17 protein-coding genes are annotated in these 20,807 nt (G+C 56.0%); 4 read left to right on the plus strand and 13 right to left on the minus strand.

What is annotated here, in order from left to right; genetic code table 11:
- The first annotated feature begins 69 nt into the window (after positions 1-69).
- Complete coding sequence (yhcN, locus tag SK50_RS22205; RefSeq protein WP_006812160.1) at positions 70-333, plus strand: peroxide/acid stress response protein YhcN; 264 nt, start codon at positions 70-72, stop codon at positions 331-333.
- A 59-nt stretch (positions 334-392) separates the two neighbouring features.
- On the opposite strand, the gene SK50_RS22210 is transcribed toward yhcN, so the two are convergent.
- The 5 genes from SK50_RS22210 to aaeX form a co-directional block, all read right to left on the minus strand.
- Positions 393-665, minus strand: a complete 273-nt coding sequence (locus SK50_RS22210; RefSeq protein ID WP_003860424.1) for a barstar family protein — start codon at positions 663-665, stop codon at positions 393-395.
- 45 nt (positions 666-710) lie between these two features.
- Complete coding sequence (locus tag SK50_RS22215) at positions 711-2,165, minus strand: NAD-dependent succinate-semialdehyde dehydrogenase (protein ID WP_022649558.1); 1,455 nt, start codon at positions 2,163-2,165, stop codon at positions 711-713.
- Between the two features lie 86 nt (positions 2,166-2,251).
- On the minus strand, positions 2,252-4,219 hold the full coding sequence (gene aaeB / locus SK50_RS22220; RefSeq protein ID WP_015572008.1) for a p-hydroxybenzoic acid efflux pump subunit AaeB: 1,968 nt from the start codon (positions 4,217-4,219) through the stop codon (positions 2,252-2,254).
- A 5-nt stretch (positions 4,220-4,224) separates the two neighbouring features.
- Positions 4,225-5,157, minus strand: a complete 933-nt coding sequence (aaeA, locus tag SK50_RS22225) for a p-hydroxybenzoic acid efflux pump subunit AaeA (RefSeq protein WP_017382713.1) — start codon at positions 5,155-5,157, stop codon at positions 4,225-4,227.
- Between the two features lie 7 nt (positions 5,158-5,164).
- The gene (aaeX, locus tag SK50_RS22230; protein WP_003860416.1) at positions 5,165-5,368 is read right to left on the minus strand and encodes a p-hydroxybenzoic acid efflux pump operon protein AaeX; all 204 of its coding nucleotides are present in this window, start codon (positions 5,366-5,368) and stop codon (positions 5,165-5,167) included.
- A gap of 179 nt (positions 5,369-5,547) precedes the next feature.
- On the opposite strand from aaeX, the gene aaeR reads away from it, so the two are divergent.
- A complete protein-coding gene (aaeR, locus tag SK50_RS22235; RefSeq protein ID WP_017382712.1) occupies positions 5,548-6,474 on the plus strand; it encodes an HTH-type transcriptional activator AaeR in 927 nt (308 codons plus the stop codon).
- A gap of 219 nt (positions 6,475-6,693) precedes the next feature.
- Positions 6,694-7,308 carry a YagU family protein gene (locus tag SK50_RS22240; RefSeq protein WP_017382711.1) on the plus strand — a complete coding sequence of 205 codons (615 nt, stop codon included), beginning with the start codon at positions 6,694-6,696 and terminating at the stop codon, positions 7,306-7,308.
- Between the two features lie 44 nt (positions 7,309-7,352).
- On the opposite strand, the gene tldD is transcribed toward SK50_RS22240, so the two are convergent.
- The 8 genes from tldD to csrD all read right to left on the minus strand — a co-directional run bounded on the left by tldD (position 7,353) and on the right by csrD (position 19,626).
- Positions 7,353-8,798, minus strand: a complete 1,446-nt coding sequence (gene tldD / locus SK50_RS22245) for a metalloprotease TldD (RefSeq protein WP_045344046.1) — start codon at positions 8,796-8,798, stop codon at positions 7,353-7,355.
- A gap of 83 nt (positions 8,799-8,881) precedes the next feature.
- A complete protein-coding gene (gene yhdP / locus SK50_RS22250; RefSeq protein WP_045344048.1) occupies positions 8,882-12,688 on the minus strand; it encodes an AsmA2 domain-containing protein YhdP in 3,807 nt (1,268 codons plus the stop codon).
- 42 nt (positions 12,689-12,730) lie between these two features.
- The gene (gene rng / locus SK50_RS22255; protein WP_003860405.1) at positions 12,731-14,200 is read right to left on the minus strand and encodes a ribonuclease G; all 1,470 of its coding nucleotides are present in this window, start codon (positions 14,198-14,200) and stop codon (positions 12,731-12,733) included.
- A complete protein-coding gene (locus SK50_RS22260; protein ID WP_003860403.1) occupies positions 14,190-14,783 on the minus strand; it encodes a Maf family protein in 594 nt (197 codons plus the stop codon). Before SK50_RS22260 ends, rng begins: the two co-directional genes overlap by 11 nt.
- Positions 14,784-14,792: 9 nt before the next feature.
- Entirely contained in the window at positions 14,793-15,281 is a 489-nt protein-coding gene (gene mreD, locus SK50_RS22265; protein ID WP_003860402.1) for a rod shape-determining protein MreD, read from the minus strand.
- Positions 15,281-16,297, minus strand: a complete 1,017-nt coding sequence (gene mreC / locus SK50_RS22270) for a rod shape-determining protein MreC (protein ID WP_003860400.1) — start codon at positions 16,295-16,297, stop codon at positions 15,281-15,283. The genes mreD and mreC overlap by 1 nt, the downstream gene beginning before the upstream one ends.
- Before the next feature lie 62 nt (positions 16,298-16,359).
- Entirely contained in the window at positions 16,360-17,403 is a 1,044-nt protein-coding gene (gene mreB / locus SK50_RS22275) for a rod shape-determining protein MreB (RefSeq protein ID WP_000913396.1), read from the minus strand.
- A 282-nt stretch (positions 17,404-17,685) separates the two neighbouring features.
- The gene (gene csrD / locus SK50_RS22280) at positions 17,686-19,626 is read right to left on the minus strand and encodes an RNase E specificity factor CsrD (protein ID WP_032669091.1); all 1,941 of its coding nucleotides are present in this window, start codon (positions 19,624-19,626) and stop codon (positions 17,686-17,688) included.
- Positions 19,627-19,809: 183 nt separating this feature from the next.
- Between csrD and SK50_RS22285 the strand changes: the two genes are divergently transcribed.
- Positions 19,810-20,784, plus strand: a complete 975-nt coding sequence (locus SK50_RS22285) for an acrylyl-CoA reductase (NADPH) (protein WP_015572015.1) — start codon at positions 19,810-19,812, stop codon at positions 20,782-20,784.
- Positions 20,785-20,807: the final 23 nt, after the last annotated feature.

Below are 20,807 nucleotides of genomic sequence, written 5' to 3' on the forward strand. Positions count from 1 at the left end.
TATACTTGATTTTGTGATGAGGGTCACAGAACAAAGACCCCAGTAAAATAATTGACGAGGTAAATATTCATGAAAATTAAAACCACTGTAGCTGCCCTGAGCGTACTGTCAGTCCTGTCATTCGGTGCGTTTGCAGCCGACACCATTAATGCTGAACAGGCACAATCCCGTCAGGCTATCGGTACTGTTTCTGTTGGCGCCATCGGTACGTCTCCGATGGACATGCACGAAATGCTGAACAAAAAAGCGGAAGAACAGGGTGCGTCATCCTATCGCATCATCGAAGCGCGCAGTGGCGACCACTGGCACGCTACCGCAGAACTGTACAAATAAACCCTCGTCGTATCTCATCATACGACTTGCCCCTGACCTCCCGGTCAGGGGCTTTTTTATCACTGGCGCACGTTGAAACGCAGTTGCCCTTCCAGCTCCTCCTCCGCTTCATCAAACAATAAAATCAATGCACCAAAGCGTCTGCGTAGTTTTTCAGGCAGATGGGTAAATTCGATTTCCAGCGGTAACGGCAGACGATCGCCGGTAACCACATCCCACAGCATATCAAGATTGCTTACGCTGCCCCGCTCCAGGTCGAACGCCCGAATAAACTCGCGATAGAAGTCTTCCTGACTCTCAATTTCGTCAAAATCAAAGGTATAAATTTTCATTGCCAGCCACCCGGTACAGGCGGGCGGCAAATGCCGCCCTGTCTATTATAATCCCCCGATATGCAGGGTTTTGACTTCCAGAAACTCCTCCAGCCCCAGCACGGACCCTTCGCGGCCCAGCCCGGACTCTTTTACGCCCCCAAACGGACCCAGTTCGGTCGAGACAGCACATTCGTTAATTCCGATCATGCCGCTCTCAATGGCCTGCGAGACGCGGAACACGCGCGAGAGATTCTGGGTATAAAAGTAGGCTGCCAGCCCGTAAGGCGTATTGTTAGCGCGCATAACCACTTCGTCTTCCGACGTGAAGCGGAAGCAAGCGGCAACGGGACCAAAGGTCTCCTCTTCTGCCAGCTTCATGCCTTCATGGCAGTCACCGAGTACGGTTGGCATCCAGAAGTTGCCGCCAAGTTCGTGCGGTTTACCCCCAGCCAGCACCGTGGCGCCCTTCGCTACCGCATCTTCGACGTGCTCACGGACTTTTTCGACAGCCGAAGGCTCAATCAGCGGGCCGACAACGACGCCCTCGTCCAGACCGTTACCCACCTTCAGCGCCTTCACCGCATCGGCAAGTTGATTGACAAACTTGTCATAGACCGTCTCCTGAATATAGAAACGGTTTACGCTGACGCAGACCTGCCCGGCGTTACGGAACTTATTGGCGATCGCGCCTTTGACGGCGGCCTCAATATCCGCGTCCTCGAAAACGATATATGGCGCATTACCGCCCAGCTCCATCGATACCTTTTTCATGGTCTCTGCGGAATTGCGAACCAGCGTTTTCCCGACGGCGGTTGATCCGGTAAACGAGATTTTGCGCACGTCATGGCTGGCCATAATGGCGTCACTAATTTCTGAGGTGCTCCCCGCGACCGCATTCAGCACACCATCCGGCACACCGGCCTGCTTCGCCAGCGTCAGCAGCGCAAAGGCGCTCAGCGGCGTGTTGTTTGCAGGCTTGATGACGCCGGTACATCCTGCTGCCAGCGCCGGGCCGAGCTTACGGGTGAGCATGGCCATCGGGAAATTCCATGGCGTGATAGCAGCAACCACCCCGACAGGTTCACGAGTGGCCAGAATACGGGAGCCGGGTTTAACCGGAGGAATGATTTCACCGTTGGCGCGCTTGGCCTGCTCGGCAAACCACTGAATGAAGCTGGCAGCGTAGTCCACCTCACCCTCAGCCTCTTTCAGCGGCTTGCCCTGCTCGGTAGTCATCAGCCGCCCGAGCCAGCTTTTGTTCTCGATAATCAGTTCATACCAGCGATAGAGGATCGCGGAACGCTCTTTTGCCGTTTTTGCGCGCCATGCGGGAAAGGCCTTCGTCGCGGCCGCAATGGCCTCTTCGGTTTCGGCTTTCCCTGCTTTCGCCACTTTCGCGACCACCTCGCCCGTGGCCGGGTTTAGCACATCAAACGTGGTGTCGAGTGTTTTCCAGATACCGTTAACCAGATACCCGGTCTGAAAAAGAATACTGTCCTGAAGAGCCTGGGTTGTCATGTGTCCTCCCTTCCTGAATGTTTGAACCTGCAAGAATAAGTATAGCCACAAAAAAACCGACGCTTTTGGCGTCGGTTTTCTCTTCGTTAGCTGTCTGTCAGCGCATTCTGGTAGCGGTGCAGCATAAACACCAGCCGCTCTACCGGCTCGGTAACCTGCGGCGGCGCTTCCCAGATCCGCAGTTTCTCCTGGTAGATATCCAGTTCCTCCAGCAGTTGCTTAAAGTAGCGGCGACGTTTGTCATCACTCGATGCCGATATCACATGGTCCGCCGTTCGCCGTAGCTGGCGGTGGTAGGCGGACAAATCATCGTTGATCGGCACTGGCGCGTTCCGCAGACGCTGGTGCGCGATAATCATGGTTAACGCCAGGCGGAAGCGGGCGACATCGCCCGGGAATTTATTCAGCAACAGGAACAGCTGCTGATAGAGCGCCGGCAGGTGGTTCTCCTTGCGCCGCGCGGTGTTGGTAGTCAATGACGATACTGCGGCCGACACAAACTGATTCAGCAGCACACGCCCTGTCCGCGCCTGAGAGTTATCCCGCACCAGCAGGATCACCATCATCGCCAGGAAACAGCCCACCAGCTGACCTAATGCGCTATCCAGGAACTGGCTGAAATGGAAGGTCATCGGGTTATCCAGCACGATGATGTTAATCGTGCTCGCCAGCGCACCCAACGATCCCAGACGGCGTTTTTGTACCTCAATCCCGATAAAGAACGCCATCACCGCCAGGCTGATGCAGAGCAAAAGCATGCTTTGCTGCGTCGAGGGAATAATCACCAGGAAGTAGAGCGCACCAATGGGTAACGCCGCAATGGTGCCGTACAGAAAATCGATCGCGACCATGCGCGGGTTGGGCAGACGCATCGCCAGCGCGGTGACGACGGCAATCATCACCATCGCGCCGCTGCCGGACGTCCAGCCGGTCCACAGCCAGAACAGCGTGCCGAGTATACAGGCCAGGGTGGTACGCCAGAAGTTAACCATCGCATGGTGGCGCTCGGCGGACTCCGGTTTGATCACCACTTCGCCCTGTAACACCTCTTCTTCCGCCGCACTGATTTTGGTGTTGCTAATCACGCCGCGTTTCAGGAGCAGGTAGCGCGTTGCGGCGCCAACCCAGGTATAAATGGTGACTGGCGTATCCCGTTCTCCTGTCCAGGCAATCACACGACGCATGCGTTTAAGCTGTCGATGCACGTCCTGCACCGTCTCCACGGGCTCATCAAACAGTTCGCGGAAAGTATCCGTTACCACTTCGGGGCGGGTGTTCTGAATCAGGTAGGTTTCACACGCCTGGGTGATCAGCGTTAACGAGACGGTATTGATCGCTTTCAGACGACGATTGGCCCGCTCCCAGCGGGAAGACTCCATGTTGAGATTACTGCGCATCCCTTCCAGCGCCTGCGTGCGGCGCACCAGCGCGCTCCAGGCCTTGTCGACCTCTTCGCTGTCGCCGTGCTTAATGCACAGCTGCATAAGCTGGTACTGAGCAACAATCAGCGCGTCCAGCTCACGATCGACTTCCTGCTTGATGGATCGCGGAGAGAAGAGCAGATCTGCGACAATCGCGCAGACGATACCAATGACAATCTCGCTACAACGTTCGACGGCGAACTGCGGAGCAAGCAGCGGTTCACTCTGAATGGTGATGATAATAATCAGCGCGGTATACCCCGCCAGGCCCCAGGCGTACGAGTTCTCCACCTTCACCAGCGAAGAGACCCAGGTGCAAAAACCCGCCCAGATACAGCACACAATCAGCATCAGCAGCGGCGTGCGGATCATCAGGATGATAATGGTCAGGGCGGCGATACAGCCGATAAAGGTGCCGATAATACGCAGCATCCCGCGATAGCGAATTGCCCCGGAGTAAGGTTCGCCACCCGCCGCGAAGGCTGGACCGGCGGCGACGATCGCGGCGGTCAGAACGGCCCAGCGCGGCGTTTCAAGCTGGAAATGGAAGCCAACAAACAGCGCCAGCACAATGGCGCATGCCAGCTTCACGGCGAAGCGGATGTGCTGGCTGGCGATGGAAAAAATGCCCATAGCGATCAACCAAACTCGCGCAGGCGATGGGCGATTTGACGGAAGATAGAATCCTGGCTGGCATCACGGTCTTTTTCACCCGTGATCACCACCGTCGCGGTGGTGCCTGCGGGCCAGAGGTTGCTCTGCTGCTCATCCAGACGAATGCGTACCGGTACGCGCTGCGCCAGGCGAACCCACTCGAGGTTAGAATCGACGGTCGCCATCCCTTTTGTATCATTGGTACTGCTGGAGTTGGTCACCCCCGCGGCCACGCTGTCCACGGTTCCCTTCAGGACCCGGTTGCTGCCGAGCGGCGTGATTTCGGCGCGATAGCCCGGACGCACGCCTTCCAGCTTGGTCTCTTCCATATAGGCGAGGACGTAGAAGGAGTTCTGTTTCACCAGCGCCACGGCAGTTGAGCCGCGCGTGATAAACTCACCCGCATAGACGTTGAGGTTGGTCACCCAGCCATCGGACGGCGCGCGGATAACGGTACGTTCCAGATCGAGCTTCGCCAGATCGCGCGTCGCCTGCGCTTTTGCCAGCTGATGCAGCACGGTTTGCAGCACGTTATTAGACTGGTCAATCTCTTCCCGGGACATAGCCTGGATGCCCAGCTTGTTACGGCGACCTGCTTCACGGCGTTTTTCAGCGGCCAGCGCGTTGTAATACGCCACGTCGGCTTCCGCTTCTTCCAGCGCTTTTTGATAGCGCGGCTGGTCGATGGTGAACAGCACCTGATCTTTTTTCACCAGTTGGTTATCGTGGACGTTGACCGCCGTAATGAGACCGGCGACATCGGGCGCTATCGCGACCACCTCCGCGCTGAAACGCGCATCGCGCGTCCACGGGGATTCGGTGTAATAAACCCAGGCGCGAAAAATAGCGATGAACGCCAGGATGACCAGCGCCATAGTGATGGCAGTGCGGGAGATTTTTCTTGTTAGCGTTTTCACATCAACCTCAGACAAACATGCGCGATATTAAATAGAACAGGCAGCAATACAGCGCGGTATTGAACAATGCAGGATGCCAGACGAAATCATAAATCCCGGTAGGGACCAGCACCTTGCGCACCAGCCAGAAGATCGCCAGTGATAAAAGAAGCTCGAAAAATATCGGTGGGAACGACAAACCGAACACCACGATAACGGGAAACAGACTCATGTTGACCTTGATTAAAGAGAGTGCAGGTTACTGGATTTTTAAGCTCGCGCCGCCGCAGGAGAGCAAGAATTGCCGGGCGAGAGTGGCGCAGCCGTTATGTAATTAATAATATATTAACGTAACTGTTATGCTGTTATCTATCATATGTGATCTAAATCACTTTTAAGCCAGAGTGAATAATGGAACGTCTAAAACGCATGTCCGTCTTTGCGAAAGTGGTTGAGCAAGGCTCTTTTACCGCCGCAGCACGTCAGCTACAAATGAGCGTCTCATCCATTAGCCAGACAGTGTCAAAACTGGAAGATGAGCTCCAGGTGAAGCTGCTCAACCGCAGCACCCGCAGCATCGGGCTGACGGAAGCGGGTAAAATTTACTATCAGGGCTGCCGTCGAATGCTGCATGAGGTGCAGGATGTTCACGAGCAGCTCTATGCCTTTAACAACACGCCTATCGGCACGCTGCGTATCGGTTGTTCTTCAACTATGGCACAAAATGTTCTCGCTGCCATGACGGCGGAAATGCTGAAAGAGTATCCCGGTTTAACCGTTAATCTGGTAACGGGCATTCCGGCACCGGACCTGATTGCCGATGGGTTAGACGTGGTGATCCGCGTTGGCGCGTTGCAGGACTCGAGCCTGTTCTCGCGTCGACTGGGCAGCATGCCGATGGTGGTCTGCGCTTCGAAAAGCTATCTGGCACAGTATGGCGTGCCGGAAAAACCTGCCGACCTGAGCAACCACTCGTGGCTGGAATACAGCGTTCGGCCAGATAACGAATTTGAACTGATCGCGCCGGAAGGGCTTTCCACTAAACTGCTGCCTGAAGGCCGCTTCGTCACCAACGATCCGATGACCATCTCCCGCTGGCTGGTCGCCGGGGCCGGGATCGCTTACGTGCCGCTGATGTGGGTGATCAATGAGATCAACAGCGGCGTACTGGAGATCCTCTTCCCGCGTTACCAGTCCGATCCACGTCCGGTCTACGCTCTGTATACCGAGAAGGACAAACTGCCTCTCAAAGTACAGGTGTGTATTAACTATCTGACCGAGTATTTTGTCGAAGTGGCGGAGCTGTTTCAGGGGATGCGCGGCAGAAGAAAGGAATAATCAATTTATTCATGAACGTAAATGACAGATGAATATAACCAGGATGGATCCCTTGTTCATTCAGGAATATTCCTTCGCCACTATCAGGAATAGATAATTGACACTAACGCCGCCAGCCTATTACTTTATATGCAGTCTGTTCGTCAGACTGTTATAAATTTGTTGCTGATATGAATAATAAAATGTATTTCGCAGGATGACGTTAAACAAGGAAAAGAGATGAATATATTCGAACAAACACCGCCTTCACGCAGGCGCTATGGACTCGCCGCGTTCATCGGTTTAATTGCAGGGATCGTCTCCGCTTTTGTCAAATGGGGAGCCGAAGTGCCACTTCCGCCACGCAGTCCCACCGATTTATTCACCGGCGCATGCGGACCTGAGCAATTAATAAGAGCCGCAAGCCAGATTGACTGCTCCCGCAATTTTTTAAACCCTCCCTATGTATTTTTACGCGACTGGCTGGGCGTTGCTGATCCTAACGCAGCCGTTTATACATTTGCCGGACATATATTTAACTGGGTCGGTGTGACCCATATTATTTTCTCAATCGTCTTCGCTGTGGGGTATTGCGTTGTTGCGGAAGTCTTTCCGAAAATTAAACTCTGGCAGGGTTTGCTGGCGGGTGCGTTAGCCCAGCTTTTTGTGCATATGATCTCCTTCCCGCTGATGGGTCTGACGCCACCGCTGCTTGAGTTGCCGTGGTATGAACACGTGTCAGAGATCGTGGGGCATCTGGTCTGGTTCTGGTCGATCGAAATCATTCGTCGTGACTTGCGTAACCGCATTACTCACGAGCCTGATCCAGAGATACCGCTGGGTAACTTACGTTAAAAAAAGGCGCTACATCTGTAGCGCCTTTTTTAAGCATCCTAAGATCAGGCCGTGCCGCCCACCGTCAGATTATCCACTTTCAACGTAGGCTGACCGACGCCCACAGGCAGGCTCTGGCCCTCTTTGCCGCAAACGCCCACGCCGTTATCCAGTTTCAGGTCGTTACCGACCATGGAAATCTGCTGCATGGCCTCAATGCCGGAGCCAATCAGGGTTGCGCCCTTCACCGCTTTGGTCACTTTGCCCTTCTCAATCAGATACGCCTCTGAGGTAGAGAAGACAAATTTGCCGGAGGTGATATCCACCTGACCGCCGCCAAAGTTTGGCGCGAAGATACCGTAATCAACGGATTCGATAATCTCCTGCGGCGTGGACTGGCCCGGCAGCATGTAAGTATTGGTCATGCGCGGCATCGGCAGATGTGCGTAGGATTCACGACGGCCGTTACCCGTCGGCGCAACGCCCATCAGGCGCGCGTTAAGCTTGTCCTGCATGTAGCCTTTCAGTACGCCGTTTTCGATCAGCACGTTGTACTGACCCGGCGTACCTTCATCGTCGATAGAAATCGAGCCGCGACGGTCGAGCATGGTGCCATCATCCACCACGGTACACAGCTCGGAGGAGACAAGCTGCCCCATCTGACCGCTGAATACGGACGTCCCGCGACGGTTGAAATCACCTTCCAGGCCGTGACCGACCGCTTCGTGCAGCAGCACGCCCGGCCAGCCTGCGCCCAGTACCACCGGCAACGTACCGGCGGGTGCAGCCACGGCAGACAGGTTGACCAGCGCCATGCGCACGGCTTCTTTTGCCCATGCATCCGCGCGGGCTTCGCCGTCGACATCACCCAGGAACCAGTCATAACCAAAACGACCGCCGCCACCGCTGGAGCCGCGCTCGCGCTTGCCGTCGTCTTCAACCTGCACGCTGACAGAGAGACGCACCAGCGGGCGAACATCCGCCGCCAGGGTACCGTCCGTCGCCGCCACCAGGATCAGTTCATAAATACCGGTCAGGCTGGCAGAGACTTCCTGCACGCGTTTATCCGCCGCGCGAGCCACTTTGTCCACGCGACGAAGGATGTCCAGCTTCTCTTCGCGGCTCATGCTTTGCAGCGGGTCGATGCTGGTATAGAGCGCAGCGTGCTGCACTTCACCCAGCGTTTTCACCCGTCCGTCGCCCGTATCGCGCACAATGGTTCGCGCCGCCTGCGCGCTCTGCTCCAGCGCGGCCAGGCTTATCTGGTCTGCATAGGCAAAACCGGTTTTTTCGCCGCTGACGGCGCGCACGCCGACGCCCTGGTCAATGTTATAAGAGCCATCTTTAATGATGCTGTCTTCTAAAACCCAGGATTCGTGATAGCTCGACTGGAAATAGAGATCGCCGTAGTCGAGGCGGCGTTCGGTCAGTTGACCAAGAATGGAGAACAGGTCCTGATGGCTCAGGCCGTTCGCTGCGAGCAAATGTTCACTTACCAGGTTCAGACTCATCTATTGCTACTCGTTCGTTGCCGCCCGTGGCGGTATAAAGATCGTATTTATTGAGAGTGAGGCAATTACCTGCCCACGTCAAATCATTGCTGTGCTTCTTTGCGCGGCTGGCGCAGCACCTCATTAATCTGTGGTTTATCAACCGGCCCGGTGATGCGATAGCGCAGAATCGAGACTTTGCTCCAGAGCGGTCCCAGCACTTTACTGGCCGCAAACACCGCCGCCCCGACGATCGGATTGACCACAAAGGCTGCCGCAACGCCCACGCTTGCGGAAATCTCCGGCGCCACCACGGCTTCCATATCCAGCTCGCGGCGCACGAGATCCACTGACCCTTTCATCGCGATATCCGCTTCCAGGCCGTCCACCAGCGTGTCGTCGGTGTGCAGAACGCCGTCTTTGATCCACGCCGTGCTGCGAATGGAATCGTAGTAGAAACCTTCGCTGAAGGTGTCGCTAAAGTCGAAGCGCAGCTTGCGCAGCAGCGCGTCAAAACTCAGCAGACGCAGGATCTGCCCGGCGCGCCCCGTGCTCACATCGGCAATCTCACCCTTACCGAAGTGGGTTTTCAGGATGCCGTTAAGCGAAGCTTCATCGGGTGTCCATGGCGCTGCGCGCCAGTGCAGATCGTAATTCACATCGAAGGACGATCCGCGAAGCGGCGTGCTAATGCCGAAGAAGTTAGCTGCGGCGTCCAGCTTGTTGCCTTTAATATCGCCTTTCAGCGAGGTGCGCTGTTCACCCGGTTTGTTCACCCATTCGCCAGCGGCAGTCATGCGGCCAAAGCCGGTATCCACCAGCCCACCAGAGAGGCTCAGCGTATTGCCCTGAATAGCAAAATCACCGTCGATACGGCCATATTTTTGCCCCCACAGCCAGCATTCCGCACAGCGCAACTGGAGATCGGGCCAGCCGCTGAAATCCACGCGCGACCTCCCACTGCCACTGACAGGAGAAGCGCTTGCCGACTCTGCTTTAGACGCCGTAAAGGTCGGATTGTAATAGAGGTAACGGATAGCAGCCTGCCATGGCGCGTGATCGCGCATGGTCAACGAACCGTTGATCTCACGCCCCTGCGCCTCGACCTTTGAGCCGTTTACCGTCGGCCGGGAGACAATACTCAGGTTGTTCCACTGCTGCCCGCCCAGCGTCAGCGCAGGCGTGCGCAAGGTAATGGACTGCGGGAACTGCGCCGTTTGGTCGACGTTTTGCCCGACACCTTTCTGGAACAGTGCCAGCCACTCTGCGCCATCCATCGGCGGGAGATTCAGTTCAACGCCCGCCTGCTCCGGCAGCGGCGGCGTGGTACGGCTGTCCGTCGTCCAGATCGCTCTGTCCAGCGTCAGCTTGCGGTTAAGCAGCCAGCGGCTGTTGAAGTGGTTTGTTCCACCAGCGTTTCCGGTTAAATCGAAGCTGTTAAGGTTGCCCGCAACCTTAACATTGACGGGCAATGCTTCACCGCTTTTCTTATTCAGCGGCGCGGGAAGTTGGCTGCTGAGGTTTTTCAGATCGCCCGTAATGTCGACGTTATAGCGCGCACCGGCATGATAAGGCAGGTCGATGGCGACCTTGCCATTCCATGACACCGCGCCGTCCACCGCATTCTCAATCGGCTTCGGCAGAACATCCATGCGTGACGGCTGCCAGTTCGCGTCCATATTGACCGCCACCTGGTAGGCTTTATCGCCCTCGGTGGTGGAGAAATCGATATTGACGGGTTGATTGAACCAGGTCGCTTTCAGCGGCTCACTTTTCAGCGTGCCGTTAACAAAGCTGAACTGACCGCTGAGGTTTTTCAGCGTGCTGTCCAGCGGCTTGATATAGAGGCTGTTGTTATTAAGGCTAACGTCGCCTTTGGCGGTGGTCATTTCACCGTCCAGCGGGATATCCAGATGTAAGCGAGCATTCACATCGCCATCTAACTGCAACTGCTGAAGGGTGGCTGCCAGGGAGTCATTCAGCGGCGTATCTTCAAAGTACGGGCCAACCACTTTACCTGGCCCCTTAATATCCGCATCAATCAGCAGTTTCTCTTTGGAGTAATCCGGGATGTTTGCCGTCAGGTTGCTTGCCGTTACGCCGCCCAGCGCAACGCTGTCCGTCTTCATCCACAGGCCGTCATTCAGGAAGTTGAGTTCAATATCCAGATTCTTCAGCGCCGGCCAGTCCGGCTGGAAGGCATAGGTGGCGTTGCGTAGAGGCACCAGAACCTGGAACTGGCCTTCGTTGTGCTTATACGGGAACAGGTGCGGGTTGCCGCCGTAGACCAGCGTGGCGTTATCCGCCTGGCCGCCCTGAATAGCGCCGCTGAGATAGTCCACCAGCGCTTTCCCCATCAGGTTTTCCGGGAAGTAGCGCCACGCCTGCGAACCGTCATCCGTGCTGATGCCCGCCAGAATACCCAACCACGGCTCATCGCCTTCAGGCTGTAGATAACGGAAATTACCGCGGGCATGTACTGCTTTGGCTTTCACATCGATATCGCGGCCATCGAGCTGAAAACCTTTGTCATTCTTCAGCCAGTTGAGGATGGCATTTCCCTTTTCGATCTCCAGTGGCGCACGGAAGACCGTTTCGTACGGCATTTTCGCGTCCTGCATTTCTGCCGTCAGCCTGCCGTTTTCCACGCTTCCTTCCAGTTTACCGCTGAAGTGCTCGGCACCCGGCAGCAGTTTCCACTGTTTCCATGCGAGATTTTTCCATGCCGCCTGAAAACGCGTCTTTTCCGTAGCCTGGAGCGGAATATCCAGCGCCAGCCGGTTTATTTGCCCGCTCGGCTGCGTCGCCAGCCAGATTTCGCCCAGCTCCGGGGAGAGTTTTGCGGCCATTGAACGCAGCCCTTCGATCGCCGTCAGATCCAGGTTACTGGCGCGGATACGCAGCTCGTCGCTGCGTTTACCGTTTATCCCGCCGACGTCCTGCTCCGGCATCCACGCCAGCGTCAGCGCGCCGCGCGGCCAGGGTTTGTTATCCATGGAGATGCGCGTATCCGGTATAGCGAACTGCCAGCCGCCTTTATCCTGCGTCACGTGTGCGGTGAGGTTATCGACGGAAAGTTGATGCTGATGGTTTTCCCCTTTCCAGCTCGCGCCCCCCTGCTTAAGCCAGATATCGCCGCTGGCGAACGTCCCGTTCGTCAGGGTCATCCAGCCTTCCAGGCTGAAGCGCGCGGTCTCCAGCTGCATGTTCTGCTGTAGCCACTCACCGAGCCACGGCTTCACGTCCACGTCGTCCGCCTGTAGCCACACCCTGCCGTTGTTCAGCAAGCCATTGTCGTCACGCAGATCCATCCGCACCTGCATAACGCCGTGCTGCCCGTTCAGGCTGGAGAGATTCACCTGCCCCTCGGCGCGGTGGCGATCTTTCCCGTTTAACCAGGTCAGCTGTGGGATCGCCAGCTCAGCGCGCTGGCCGGAAAGAGTAATAAAGCTCACTTCGCTGTCGCGCAGATCGAAATGATCGAACTGCCGCAGGAACAGATCGCTGATACGGCTGGTTTCCAGCCCCCGATCGCTGTCGCCGCTTCGCAGCGGCGTGTTAGTCATCAGCTGAAGTTGCCAGAAGGTGAGATCGCGAAACTGCCAGCGCAGATGCAGCAGGCTTTGCCAGACATCCAGCGCCAGGGTGACGCGTTTGATTTCGAGGTGGCCGCCATCTTTCAGGCTGGCGCTGATATCCCGCGCATCAAGCGTCGGGCCAAAGTTCTGCCAGCTTGCCTCGATATGACTCACGTCCACCGGCAGGCCGGTGGCGGATTCGATTTTTGCCAGGATCTGCGGACGCCAGCTGTCCAGATGCGGCAAGGCGAGACGCAGCCCGCTCACGAGCAACGCGACAATCACGACCAGCGTTGCCCCTGTAAGCAGTAAAATCCCCGGCAATCGCCTCACGCGTCTCTCCTTGTCAGCCTTAAATCTCGCAGCGAACTGCGTTTACATCATGACGACGTCAAACTGCTCCTGGTTATAGAGCGGCTCAATTTGCACTTTTACCTGTTTGCCGACAAAGATTTCCACTTCTGCCAGCGCGTGCGACTCTTCCCCTTTCAGGGCCTCCGCCACCGCAGGGGAAGCATAGACCAGAAAACGGTCTGAGTCGTAGGCATGATGGACACGGACAATCTCACGCATGATCTCGTAGCAGACCGTCTCCACCGTCTTTACCGTTCCGCGTCCATGGCAGGTTGGACACTCATTACACAGGACATGTTCCACGCTTTCGCGGGTCCGTTTCCGGGTCATTTCCACCAGACCGAGCTGCGAGAAGCCATTGATGCTGGTTTTCACGCGATCCTTACTCAGCGCCTGCTCCAGTGAGTGCAGCACGCGACGGCGGTGATCTTCATTGTTCATATCGATAAAGTCGATGATGATAATGCCGCCCAGATTACGCAGACGAAGCTGACGCGCGATGGCCTGCGTCGCTTCTATGTTGGTGTTGAAGATGGTGTCATCGAGGTTGCGATGGCCGACAAACGCGCCGGTGTTGATGTCGACGGTGGTCATCGCTTCGGTTTGATCGATGATCAGATAGCCACCCGATTTCAGCTCAACCTTACGCTCCAGCGCACGCTGGATTTCGTTTTCAACGTCATAGAGGTCAAATATTGGCTGGCGTCCGGTGTAATGCTCCAGCAGACCCGGCATTTCCGGGATGTATTCGGCGGTGAACTCCAGTAAGGCTTCGTACGTCAGACGGGAGTCCACGCGGATGCGGTCAAGCTGGGCGTCGGCGAAATCGCGTAATACGCGCTGAGCGAGCGCCAGCTCACCGTACAGCCTGTAGCGGGTCTGGTTGCGTTTTTTACGCTCCATCACTTTGGTCCAGACGCGCTTCAGATAGGCCGCATCCGAGGCCAGATCTTCTTCGCTGATCCCTTCCGCCGCGGTACGGATAATAAACCCGCCCTGCTCGTCGCAGTAGGCGCTGACCACCTTTTTCAGGCGCTCACGCTCGCTTTCGCTCTCAATGCGCTGTGACACGCCGACGTGCGACGCCCCCGGCATAAAGACCAGATAGCGTGAAGGCAGGGTGATGTCGGTGGTCAGACGCGCGCCTTTGGTGCCAAGCGGATCTTTTACCACCTGTACCATCAGATCCTGGCCCTGACGCACCAGCTCAGAGATGTCGCGCACGGCAAATTGCTTTTGCTCTTCGCCTGCCACACATTCGGTGTGCGGCATGATATCGGAGGCATGTAAAAACGCCGCCTTATCGAGCCCAATATCTACAAAAGCCGCCTGCATACCCGGCAGGACACGACTGACACGACCTTTGTAGATATTGCCTACGATTCCGCGTCGCGCTTCACGCTCAATATGAATTTCCTGGAGAATGCCACCATCAATGTAGGCCACACGGGTTTCCGATGGCGTTACGTTTACCAACAATTCAGCCGTCATAATTATCCCTTCCCTCACGCAGTGAGTTAAAATTGCTCAGCAACTCATACGTTTCCACCAGCGGTAAGCCGACTACGGCGTGATAGCTGCCATTTATCTTCCTGACAAAACAGCCACCCAACCCTTGAATACCGTATGCACCTGCTTTATCCATAGGTTCACCGCTGGCGATATAGCCGGCGATCTCCTCGTCGGTGAGGACTCTGAACGTCACTTCCGTTACCACAAGGCAATCCAGAACGTACTGGCTATCTGCCAGCGCTACCGCCGTCATCACCTGATGGGTTTGTCCGGACATATTACGCAGCATCCGCGCCGCATGGTCTGCGTCGCGGGGTTTCTCAAGCACCTCACCATTGAGAATAACGATGGTATCCGCACCCAGCACCGGTAAGTCACGCGGCACGCATGCCACGCCCGCCTGCGCTTTTTCACGCGCCAGACGAGAGACATACTGCTGAGCGCTTTCACCCTCAGCACGTTTTTCTTCGATACCGGTAACGATGCGTTCGAAGGAGACACCCAACTGCGCGAGCAGTTCCTGGCGACGCGGAGAACCGGAGGCAAGATACAAAGACGTCATAGAAACCTTTTATTGCACGGCAAACTGCTGGCGAATTTTACGCATCAGCAGGAACAGCCACGGCCAGAGCACACCGTTTACTACACTACTCCAGAACACTTCCGGTCGGAAAGAGACGTTGATCACTAAAAACTCTGCCCAGAAAACAACGATATCCGCAGCGAGCGACAACAACATCACTACCAGCGCCTGTTGCCAGAGCGCAAGGTTACGAAAGAGCTGGAATTTGAGTGCGACGAGATACGCAATAATGCTCATGGATAAGGCGCGGACGCCAAGCGTAGAGCCACTGATAAGATCCAGTATGGCACCCATCACAAAACCTGTGCCGACATTTACGCGGTGCGGCAGGGCAAGGATCCAGTAGAGCAAAATGAGCAATACCCAGTTTGGCCGGAAAACAAGAATGTCGTCCGGCCAGGGCATAATTTGCAGCAACAGTGCAACGAGGAATGAGAGCCAGATTACCCAGCGCCCCTGGCTACGATAACTGGCCACTACTGCCCTCCACCCGAGACTTGCGGCGGTGGGGGGGCATCCGGCAGCGGCTGCGTTAACCCCGTCGCCGGAGCCGGTACGGGTGCAGGTGGACCCATCGCATCCGGCGCAGGCAGCACCTGCGGCATCATCTGCATCAGGCGTTCGTTGGCCACGCGATGCACATCTTCCGGTGTCATCGGGTTAGCGCCGTTACGATCGGCGCCCCACAGCAGCAACAGGTAGCGCAAACGCTGCAAGCCGGCCGTTGGACGCGCCTGAATCACGGTGTAGGCACGCTGAGTGTCGAGCTTCACGGAAGAGACAACCGCAACCGGGTAGCCCTCAGGGAAACGACCGCCCAGACCGGACGTCACCAGCACGTCGCCCACGCGGATATCCGTGTTGGCAGGCAGGTGTTCCAGTTGCAGATCGTCCGTGCAGCCATTACCGGCGGCAATCACGCGAATATCGTTACGCAGCACCTGAATCGGCAGTGCATGGGTGGCATCGCAAATCAGCAACACGCGGCTGGTCAGTTTGGCAACCGCCACAACCTGGCCCACGACGCCCTTATCGCTGATGACAGGCTGACCTTCGTATACGCCGTTCACGCTGCCTTTATCAATCACCACCTGATCGCTGTACGGATCGTTTACGGTGGAGATCACCTGGGTGACCATTTTCTGTTCATCCTGGCGCAGCGGCGAGCCAAGCAGTTCGCGCAGACGGGCGTTTTCCTGCTTATATTGCCCCAGCATCAGCAGCTCGCTATTTTTCAGCAGCAGTTCCTGGCGTAACGCACGGTTTTCGAGTTCGAGCTGGTCACGCGATGAGAGCGTTTGCGACACGGAGTCGAGCAGTTCACGGGGACCATTTGAAATAAAGTAGAAAGGACTGACGGCGGTATCCATGTACGTTCGGATCTGGCTGAACGTACCGAGGCGGCTATCGGCAATAATGACCCCGAGCGCAACCAGAACCGCCAGGATCAGGCGAAACTGTAGCGACGGGCCACGGCTAAAAATTGGCTTCATAGGCTATGCGTATTCTCGCGTCAGAGAGAAAGGGTAGCGAATTGCTACCCTCTCACACCCGACTACTCTTCGCTAAACAAGTCGCCGCCGTGCATGTCGATCATTTCCAGCGCCTTGCCACCACCACGGGCGACGCAAGTCAGTGGATCTTCTGCAACTACGACAGGAATACCTGTCTCTTCCATTAACAGGCGGTCGAGGTTACGCAGCAGCGCACCACCACCGGTCAGAACCATACCGCGCTCGGAGATATCGGAAGCCAGCTCTGGCGGGCACTGTTCCAGCGCAACCATCACCGCGCTCACTATGCCGGTCAGCGGCTCCTGCAACGCTTCCAGGATTTCGTTGGAGTTCAGGGTGAATCCGCGTGGCACGCCTTCAGCCAGGTTACGACCGCGAACTTCGATCTCGCGTACTTCATCACCCGGATAGGCAGAACCGATTTCATGCTTGATGCGCTCTGCGGTTGCTTCACCGATCAGAGAGCCGTAGTTACGGCGAACGTAATTGATGATGGCTTCGTCGAAACGGTCGCCGCCGATACGCACGGAAGAGGAGTACACCACACCGTTCAGGGAGATAACGGCCACTTCAGTGGTACCGCCACCGATATCCACCACCATAGAACCGGTAGCCTCAGAAACCGGCAGACCCGCACCAATTGCCGCAGCCATCGGTTCTTCAATCAGGAACACTTCACGCGCACCGGCGCCCTGAGCGGATTCACGGATCGCACGGCGTTCAACCTGGGTTGCGCCAACCGGCACACACACCAGCACGCGCGGGCTTGGGCGCATGAAGCTGTTGCTGTGAACCTGCTTGATGAAGTGCTGAAGCATTTTTTCGGTCACGAAGAAGTCAGCAATAACGCCGTCTTTCATAGGGCGGATCGCGGCGATGTTGCCCGGCGTACGGCCCAGCATCTGCTTCGCATCATGACCTACTGCGGCCACGCTTTTTGGCGAGCCGGCACGATCCTGACGAATGGCCACAACGGAAGGCTCATTCAATACGATGCCTTGTCCTTTTACATAAATAAGGGTATTCGCGGTACCCAGGTCAATGGACAGGTCATTGGAAAACATGCCACGAAATTTTTTCAACATACTAAGGGATAATCCTGAAAGCTGGGGCGGAAAACAAAATCCGCTTACTTTACCAACCACACGCAGCAGCGACAAGGCGCAAAAATCGTCTGCTACGGTGAAAATTAGTGCAGCACGTTTCCTTTGTTACAAATTCATCCCCTGAATCCCTCAGGGCTGAGTAAACAGCAGCGTCCCTCACTTTCACTTGTAACCCACTAAAGGTCGTTCACTGGCTTTTATGCTCGTCTTACTCAAAGCTACAGGCGCGATATTCTACGTGAAAACAAAGTAAACGGCAGGTCAAACAGAGTATCTTTGCAAATATTTTTTCACATTGGTGTCAAGCGGCTGAGAGGCGGCAAAAAAATCCCCCTGACCGCCCGTCACGCCGCGCTCTGTCAACATCTGCCATTCACTACGTGAACGTACGCCTGTGGCAAATACTTGCGTTTGCGTTCCTTTGCACGCTTCCACCAGGCTTTGTACCAGCAGCTGGTTTTCCGTGCGTTTTTCAATATTCCTTACCAGACCCGGATGCAGCTTCAATAATTCAACATCCAGCTCTTTGATCCAGCGGGTGCTCACCAGCGTCAAACCCGCCTGGGTTACCGCCACGCGAGCCCCAAGCGCATTGATTAAACGCACTACCGGGCGCAACCGGCTGATGTGTTGACCTACATCTGCCTCTGCAAGTTCAAAAATAATGCGTTTGCGTTGCGATTTTTCGCATTGCATTAACGTGTCACGTAACCAGCGCTGGAAACGCGGACGGATCAGCGATTCGACGGTCACCTGTAAAGCCAGATTTTCTTCAGGCCAGTACGATAAAAACGGAATGAGACGGGTGATTTGCTGACGGTCATACTCTTCGGACAATCCGAATTGCAACACCATGGGCAGATATTCCGCGGAGATAACCTCTTCAGTGCCATCAAAAATACGGCACATCAGCTCACGATGATGAACATGACCATTCTTCATGACCGCCGGTTTTTGATAGATGCGCGGTCCGCCCCGGCTCAGCATCTGTTCAATCAGGGTTCGCCAGCGCACGTTGCCACGCCCTTTCTCCGGCAGCGTATCATCATAGACTGCCCAGCCGTTCGCCCCCTGCAATACGGCGTTACGCGTGGCCGCTTCCGCATGTTCCATCACCTGCTCCGTCGACTGACCGCCGCGCCAGGCACAGATGCCCATATGCACCATATCGTCTCTGTCGAGCATTTTGCTCTGGGGCAGCGCATCGACGGCTTTCAGCAGCTGGCTGGCGATACTCTCGGACTCCTTTAAGGTGCGATGCGGCAGCAAGACGGCAAAATCGCTGCGGTGGTAGCGTGCCAGTAACGCGCCGGGGTAGCGCATAATAAAGGTGGACAGCAGGTTAATCAGCGTAAAGAGGTTCTCTTCCGCCACGCGCTGACCCCAGGTATCACGGAGCAGATCGAAGTCGGGCAGGCGAATCATCATTACCACGCCATGCGTACCCACCTTTTCGGGGTCATCAAGAAGCGTAGCCAGCTGATTATCAAAGAAGAGACGGTTGTTGAGGCCCGTTTTGTTATCCTGCGCGGCGTAAGAGCGAATCAACGTGTCCATACGGCTACGCTGATCGCTGGCAAACTGGATTTCGGAGAGCAACACGTCCAGGGCGCTACTGGTGCGTGATGGCCATTCATAAACCGATCCCCGCACCTGTGGACCCCGTTCGCCATTCAGTATCCGCACGGAGCGTGTTTCCAGCAGCTCCTGGCCGGAAAGTTGACGACGCTGCCAGCGAACGGCGAGGAAAATCAGCAGTACGATAAAGGCAACGGCGATGGTTAAGGGCGCGGTGGTCATAAGCGAGCGTAAATAGTTGCTCATCGGATCCTGGTACATTAGATGAATTGTCATACCCGGATGTTTAAGTGAATTAACCGTGACGTCCCGATACTGATCTACCGTGCCGGCAGGACGATAGCTGCCCTGGCGGGTATGGCTGAAAACGGTCTGCTTCCCCTGTTTAATGTCGATCTGCACGATATCCACAGGCACCATTAACTCATCCAGCTCACGCGAAAGCGCCGGGAAGGAGGTTGCAATCAGGCGAGTGTCGATAACCGATGCAACCGATTCAACCCGGTTAACCAGCTTATCCTGGATGGCATTGTAAAAGCTCAGCGAGCAGCCGATTAGCGTGACAAATATGGTCAGCCCCGTCAGCAAGGTGATAAAAGCTGAGAACTTCGTCGTTAATCGCATCCTTGAGATTACTCCGTGGGTTGAAGGGGGTGCAAGTGAGCACTAACTTGCATTTCAAATGCGGCATACTACCAAACCTGGCGTATCTGGCAATTTATTGCGTTAAATCGGCACTGCGTTTCATTGAGCGAGTATAGTCATCAGAACATATTTTCCCATCATCAAACCTAGTGAGGACCCAGTATGCAGGCTTTGATCTTAGAACAGCAGGACGGCAAAACCGTTGCCTCAGTGCAAGCCATCGAGGAGAGCCGCCTGCCGGAGGGCGACGTGACCGTAGATATCGACTGGTCCAGCCTGAACTATAAGGATGCGCTGGCCATTACGGGAAAAGGTAAAATCATCCGAAATTTCCCGATGGTGCCAGGAATCGACTTTGCAGGCCGCGTACATACCAGTGAAGATCCACGTTTTCACGCCGGACAGCAGGTGCTGCTCACCGGCTGGGGCGTAGGTGAAAACCACTGGGGCGGACTGGCAGCGCAGGCGCGCGTAAAAGGTGACTGGCTGGTCCCGATGCCGAAAGGCCTGGACGGTCGTAAGGCGATGATCATCGGCACGGCAGGTTTCACCGCCATGCTGTGCGTGATGGCGCTGGAAGAGGCCGGGATCCGCCCTGACTCTGGCGAAATTGTCGTCACCGGCGCCAGCGGCGGCGTGGGCAGCACGGCCGTCACGCTGCTGCACAAGTTGGGGTATCAGGTCGCTGCCGTCTCAGGCCGCGAAAGTACGCATGATTATCTACGTCAATTGGGCGCAAGCCGCATTCTGAGCCGCGACGAATTCGCCGAGACCCGCCCGCTGGAAAAACAGGTCTGGGCTGGCGCAGTAGATACCGTCGGCGACAAAGTGCTGGCGAAGGTGCTGGCGCAAATGAATTACGGCGGCTGCGTGGCGGCCTGTGGACTGGCGGGTGGTTTTGCCCTGCCGACGACGGTGATGCCATTTATTCTGCGTAACGTGCGTCTTCAGGGTGTCGATTCGGTCATGACCCCAGCCGAGCGGCGAGCTGAGGCCTGGGAACGTCTGGTGCAGGATCTGCCAGCCTCATTCTTTGACCAGAGCGCCACTGAGATTACCCTGAGCCAGGCGCCAGAGTTCGCCAATAAAATCATGGACAATCAGTTCCACGGTCGTGCGCTGGTTAAAATCGCCTAATCTTCAAATTTTCGTGACATATT

The organism is Enterobacter sp. BWH64 (genome assembly GCF_001037645.1).
GTDB classification, from domain to species: domain Bacteria; phylum Pseudomonadota; class Gammaproteobacteria; order Enterobacterales; family Enterobacteriaceae; genus Enterobacter; species Enterobacter hormaechei_C.

Coding starts and splice junctions, on each gene's coding strand:
- SK50_RS22260 (WP_003860403.1), bottom strand. CDS start 14,783: ATGACGTCTTTGTATCTTGCCTCCGGTTCTCCGCGTCGCCAGGAACTG.
- SK50_RS22240 (WP_017382711.1), top strand. CDS start 6,694: ATGAATATATTCGAACAAACACCGCCTTCACGCAGGCGCTATGGACTC.
- rng (WP_003860405.1), bottom strand. CDS start 14,200: ATGACGGCTGAATTGTTGGTAAACGTAACGCCATCGGAAACCCGTGTG.
- csrD (WP_032669091.1), bottom strand. CDS start 19,626: ATGCGATTAACGACGAAGTTCTCAGCTTTTATCACCTTGCTGACGGGG.
- aaeB (WP_015572008.1), bottom strand. CDS start 4,219: ATGGGCATTTTTTCCATCGCCAGCCAGCACATCCGCTTCGCCGTGAAG.
- mreC (WP_003860400.1), bottom strand. CDS start 16,297: ATGAAGCCAATTTTTAGCCGTGGCCCGTCGCTACAGTTTCGCCTGATC.
- SK50_RS22285 (WP_015572015.1), top strand. CDS start 19,810: ATGCAGGCTTTGATCTTAGAACAGCAGGACGGCAAAACCGTTGCCTCA.
- SK50_RS22210 (WP_003860424.1), bottom strand. CDS start 665: ATGAAAATTTATACCTTTGATTTTGACGAAATTGAGAGTCAGGAAGAC.
- yhcN (WP_006812160.1), top strand. CDS start 70: ATGAAAATTAAAACCACTGTAGCTGCCCTGAGCGTACTGTCAGTCCTG.
- tldD (WP_045344046.1), bottom strand. CDS start 8,798: ATGAGTCTGAACCTGGTAAGTGAACATTTGCTCGCAGCGAACGGCCTG.
- mreB (WP_000913396.1), bottom strand. CDS start 17,403: ATGTTGAAAAAATTTCGTGGCATGTTTTCCAATGACCTGTCCATTGAC.
- SK50_RS22215 (WP_022649558.1), bottom strand. CDS start 2,165: ATGACAACCCAGGCTCTTCAGGACAGTATTCTTTTTCAGACCGGGTAT.
- aaeR (WP_017382712.1), top strand. CDS start 5,548: ATGGAACGTCTAAAACGCATGTCCGTCTTTGCGAAAGTGGTTGAGCAA.
- aaeX (WP_003860416.1), bottom strand. CDS start 5,368: ATGAGTCTGTTTCCCGTTATCGTGGTGTTCGGTTTGTCGTTCCCACCG.